4 protein-coding genes are annotated in these 4,957 nt (G+C 67.1%); 1 reads left to right on the top strand and 3 read right to left on the bottom strand.

Annotated features, from left to right (window positions below; translation table 11 throughout):
* From Q8K84_RS08060 to Q8K84_RS08070, 3 genes are all read right to left on the bottom strand, one after another.
* The coding region (locus Q8K84_RS08060) for a 2-dehydropantoate 2-reductase N-terminal domain-containing protein (protein WP_305280477.1) at positions 1 to 256 on the bottom strand (256 nt) is incomplete at its 3' end.
* 10 nt (positions 257 to 266) lie between these two features.
* Complete coding sequence (locus tag Q8K84_RS08065) at positions 267 to 2,450, bottom strand: AGE family epimerase/isomerase (RefSeq protein ID WP_305282090.1); 2,184 nt, start codon at positions 2,448 to 2,450, stop codon at positions 267 to 269.
* A 199-nt stretch (positions 2,451 to 2,649) separates the two neighbouring features.
* A complete protein-coding gene (locus tag Q8K84_RS08070; RefSeq protein WP_305282091.1) occupies positions 2,650 to 3,624 on the bottom strand; it encodes an NAD-dependent epimerase/dehydratase family protein in 975 nt (324 codons plus the stop codon).
* Positions 3,625 to 4,114: 490 nt separating this feature from the next.
* Between Q8K84_RS08070 and Q8K84_RS08075 the strand changes: the two genes are divergently transcribed.
* Complete coding sequence (locus Q8K84_RS08075) at positions 4,115 to 4,954, top strand: WecB/TagA/CpsF family glycosyltransferase (RefSeq protein ID WP_305282092.1); 840 nt, start codon at positions 4,115 to 4,117, stop codon at positions 4,952 to 4,954.
* Positions 4,955 to 4,957 lie beyond the last annotated feature (3 nt).

Below are 4,957 nucleotides of genomic sequence, written 5' to 3' on the forward strand. Positions count from 1 at the left end.
TGCCCACGGCGATGAACACCGCATCGGCCTTGGCCACGGCCGCGGCGGCGTCAGTCTCGAAGAACAGCCGGCCAGCCGCCACATTGCGCGCCACCAGGCCCTCAAGACCCGGCTCAAAGATCGGAATGCCGCCGGTCCGCAGGCGCTCGATCTTGCCCGCGTCCTTGTCGATGCAGGTCACCTCGTGACCGAAGTCGGCGAAGCACGCACCGCTCACCAGGCCCACATAGCCAGTCCCGATCATCGCCACTTGCATGCGCTGGTCCTTAAGTCCTCTGAGAACCACGAACCGGGCGCAGGGCCAGGCAGGCGGCGGCGATGTGATAAAATGAGCTCGCTGGCGCGGGCTCGAGACAGAACCGACCGTCGGGCAGGCTCACATCCCGCCAAGCGCCCGTCGCAGGCGTGTCGAGGTAGCGGGCCAGCGCCTGGGCTGGCGCCAAGGCGTCCTCGCCCAGGATCAAGGCCGCCTTCAGCCATTCGGTCTGGGGCCAGAGGCGGGCGGCGGCGTCGCGGACGGTGAAGTCGTCGTTCAGGGCGTTGATGGCCACGCCGCGGGCGGGGTCGACGCCACGGAGCCCTGCGGCATAGAGCCTGCGGGCGGCCGACAGGGCGCGGGGCTCGCCGGACATCTGCGACCAGCGGGCCAGCAGCCAGGCCCACTCGAACTGGTGGCCAGGCTCGATCAGGCGTCCGTCCTCGCCGGGGGCCGGGGTCCAGGCCGCATCGAAGAACTCCCGCAGGAAACCCCTTTCGGCGTCGATGAAGCGGGTGAGCGCCAGCTCGATGATCTCGGTGGCCAGGGCCCGCCATTCGGGTCCGCCGCCGGCGTCCATCCAGGCCATGGCGGCCTCCAGCAGGTGCATGTGGGCGTTGGCCTGGAAGGGATGGGCGCCCTCTTCCCGGAAGCCGCCAGCCGGATGGCGCAGGACCTGGAGGGCGTCGAGCAGCCTGCGCCCCTCGGCGGCCAGGTCCACATGGCCTGGGTCAGCGGCGTTGAGCGTGGCCATGGCCAGCAGGGCGAAGGCCTGGTCATAGAGGGCCGCGGTCTCGTCCAGGGGCTCGCCGGCCTCAGATACCAAGGCCCGGAACAGACCGTCCGTCCGCCGGTAGCGGTGCAGGAAATAGGTCATCCCGTGCCAGGCGGCCTGCCGCCACGGGCCCTGCCAGCCCATCTGGCCAGCGGTCGCGTACACGAAGGTCTGCCGCGTCTGCACCCGGGACCGCCTGGGCGCCTCGACGGGGACGCCGTCCAGCGTCAGGGCCTCATGGAAACCGCCGCGCACATGGTCGGCGCCCAGCGTCCACCAGAGCGGTAGAGCGCTGGTGCGCAGCCAGCGGTCAAACCAGGACCTCGCTCCCTCGACCGTGTCGAACGGAGCGGTTCTTGGCAGAGTCTCGCGGCCCTGCGCCTTCAGTCGGTCCACAGCCGTCTTGACCTGCTGGCTGGCCGACAGGTCGCAGACCAGGACCTGACCCTGATCGACGACGACGGCGATGTCCTTGACCCCGATCAGGGTGACCTGGGTTCCGACGGGGGCCCGGACCAGGCAGTCGCGGGCGTCGAGCGCCAGGGCCTCGCCCCGGACCGCATTGCCTTGGCTGTCGCGGTCGCTGGCGGCCCAGACGGCGTCCCAGGCGCCCAGGTCCGACCAGGCGAAGTCCACCGGCAGCACGGCGGCGGCCTTCGTCTTCTCCATGACCGCATAGTCGATGGAGATCTTGGGCGCGGTGGCGAAGGCTTCGCCCAGCACCTGGGCTTCACCCGCGCCGCCCAGCGCCGGCGCCACCGCGGCGCGGGCTGCCGCGCTGATCGCCGGTTCGAAGGCGTCGAGTTCCGCCAGGAGCAAGGCGGCGGGCACGACGAAATTGCCGCTATTCCAGAGGTATCCGGCTGTGATGTAGCCCCGGGCGGTCTCGGCGTCGGGCTTTTCGACAAAGGCCTCGACGGTCCAGACGGGCCCGGCCTGGTCGCCGGGCGAAATATAGCCATAGGCGCTGGACGGTGCGTCAGGCCGCACCCCCAGGGTGACAATCAGCCCCTGGCGCGCCCCCTCAACGGCCCCCAGGACCGCTGAACGGAAGGCCTCATCGTCGGGAATGTGGTGGTCGGCCGAGACGACAACGGCGATCCCCTCAGGGGCGCGGCCGTGGATCCAGGCGCAGGCCGCGGCCATGGCCGGCGCAGAGTCCCTCGCCTCCGGCTCCAGCAGGACGGCGGCAGAAATCCCGATTTCGGAAAGCTGGGCTTCGATCACCTCGCGATGGGCCAGCCCCGCGACCACGACCACCTGGGCTGCGCCCTCAAGGCCAGCTACCCGAAGCACGGTCTCCTGAAACATGGAACGGGCGCCCACCAGGGGCAGGAACTGCTTGGGATGGGCCGGACGCGAGGCCGGCCACAGGCGCGTGCCCGATCCGCCGCACATGATCACCGGATAGATGGCCAAGCGAATTGTCCCCCGAACGATGGCTGCCGGTCCTGAGGAGCTTAAGCCCCCCGGTCCATTCCGGCGCCGGCTCTCGGTTAGCGTGCAAATCCCGCGCCGGCCAAGCAGAAAGCCGCTCATTCTGCGCAGCAGAGCCTTATCGGCGAATATTGTTGCGGCAGCATAACGGCGAGGGGCTCAGGGAGCCCTCTTAAGCGTCTCAGCCGTAGAAATCGCGGTACCAGCGCACGAAGCGCGGCAGACCCTGCGCCAGGCTGATCTGAGGCTGATATCCGGTGAGGGCGCGCAGGCGCGAGATATCCGCATAGGTCTGGGTGACGTCACCGGGCTGCATTGGGCGAAACACCTTCTCCGCCTTCCGGCCCAGAGCCTCTTCCAGCACCGCGATCATCTCCATCAGCCCCACCGGCGCGCTGTCGCCGATGTTGAGGAGGCGATTGGCGCCGCGCTCCGGCGGACGATCCAGAGCGCCGATGACCCCGTCGACGATGTCGTCGATATAGGTGAAGTCCCGGGCCATCTGACCCTGGCCAAACACCTCGATGGGCTCCCCGGCCAGGATCTTCTGGGTGAAGCTGAAATAGGCCATGTCTGGCCGCCCCCAGGGCCCATAAACCGTGAAGAACCGCAGGCCGGTCTGCGGCAAGCCGTAGAGCCTGGCGTAGGAAAAACTCATCAACTCGCAGGCGCGCTTGGTGGCGGCATAGAGGGAGACGGGCTCGGCGGCCGTATCATCTTCGGAAAAACCCGCCCCGCCGCCCGGCCGGTCCCCATAGACCGAACTTGAGGAGGCATAGACCAGGTGCTCGAAGCCGGTCTGATGTCGACAGGCCTCCATCACCGACAGATGGCCGGCGAGGTTGGAGCGCTCATAGGCGAAGGGGTTCTCGATTGAGTAGCGGACCCCGGCCTGTGCCGCCAGATGCACCACCCGCACCGCGCCGCTCTCGCGCACCAGACGGGCGAAGGCGTCGGCCTCAGCGATATCCAGCCGTTCCATGCGGAAACGGGCGCTGGCCTCCAGCCGGCTCGCTCGGGCGGCCTTCAGCGCGGGGTCGTAATAGGCGTTGAAGTCATCGACGCCGATGACGCTCTCGCCGCGCGCCAGAAGGCGCTCAGCCACATGCATGCCGATGAAGCCGGCCGCGCCGGTGACGATCACGGGGGGGCTCATGGCTGGGCCAGGGTCTCCGCATCAGCTTCCCGCGACCCGATGTCGCCGAAAGGGCGGAAGGGTTCGCATGAAACGCCGCGGCGGTGAAGCGTCGCCGCGCCTGGTGAAGGTGATGGTGCGGACGGCGGGGCTCGAACCCGCACTCCCTTTCGGAAAGCAGATTTTCATACCACTTCGACTTTCGCCGCCGCTCAAAGAGCCTTTGAGCGTTCGTGGTCTGGACTATCCCTTCGCCCTAGCCCGCAAGGGACCTTAGGCGCCGCCCGTCTAGTCTCTACACCTTCCCTGGCGGGTTTCCCCGCAAGGGCTTGGCTCGGGATTAGCCTGGGGTCTCCCCGTTAGCCTTCCCCGAGTTTGAGCGGTTCTACGCCGCGGATTTCTCCGCGGGCACTCCAATGGTCAAAGTCTGCTGCGTCTACCGTTTCGCCACGTCCGCATAGTGGGGCCTTCCTGCCATACGCTGCCGACTGACGCGAGGCTGTTGTAGCCAATGCTCAAGCTCCGAAAGGGCCGCTTAACCCGTCCCCCTTATTCTGCCCTTCAGAAACAAGAGGGTCAGGCACTGTCCTGCACCCCGAAGGTCAGGTGGATGTTGGAGCGGCGAAACTCAGAACGCAGGCCCTTTCGCAAGGCGCGGCGCGCGCTTGAGCGGATCGAGGTGCTAGGCGCAAAGGTCGATCTCGTTCGGCCGGAAGAGGTCATGCACCATGTTGAGGCGGCTGTCGACGCAGCCAAGCCCTACCTGGTCGCCAACCATAACCTCCACAGCCTCTACCTGTTGCGTCGCATGCCTCAGCTCGCCACCTTCTTCGATGGCGCAGACCTGATCGAGGTAGACTCCACACCGGTCATCACCTTCACCCGTGCTCTTGGCCTACAAAGCCGCCCCTTCCACCGCTGCACCTATTTGGATTGGCGAGATCACTTCTGGAGTGTCGCCAACCGAAAGGCCTTGCGGGTCTACTATCTGGGCGGCGCGCCGGGCGTGGCCCAGGCTGCTGCGGACCAGCTATGCCTCTCGTATCCAGAGGCGCAAATCCGCGTTCGGCATGGGTATTTCGACGCCTCATCGGGGTCTGCCGAAAACGCAGAGATTCTGGCCGACATTGCCGCGTTTGCTCCACACATCCTGTTCGTGGGAATGGGAATGCCCCGTCAGGAGCAATGGATCATCAGCAATCGGCCGCATCTCCGTACCCATCCGGCGTGGGCCGCAGCCGGTGAAGGATCGCGAAGCAGATCTGGCTGGTCTGCTCAGGCCGCGGCGGCGGTGAGCGCCTCTTGGCGCAAAGCCTTCCAGTTCCAGGGCAGGAGCTCCTCGATCCGGTGAGCT

The sequence above is a fragment of the Phenylobacterium sp. genome, from assembly GCF_030679875.1.
Lineage (GTDB): Bacteria > Pseudomonadota > Alphaproteobacteria > Caulobacterales > Caulobacteraceae > Phenylobacterium.

What these genes read in the sequence shown, in the direction of transcription:
- Q8K84_RS08070 (WP_305282091.1), bottom strand. Translation starts at nt 3,624, where the DNA reads ATGAGCCCCCCCGTGATCGTCACCGGCGCGGCCGGCTTCATCGGCATG.
- Q8K84_RS08075 (WP_305282092.1), top strand. Translation starts at nt 4,115, where the DNA reads ATGCTCAAGCTCCGAAAGGGCCGCTTAACCCGTCCCCCTTATTCTGCC.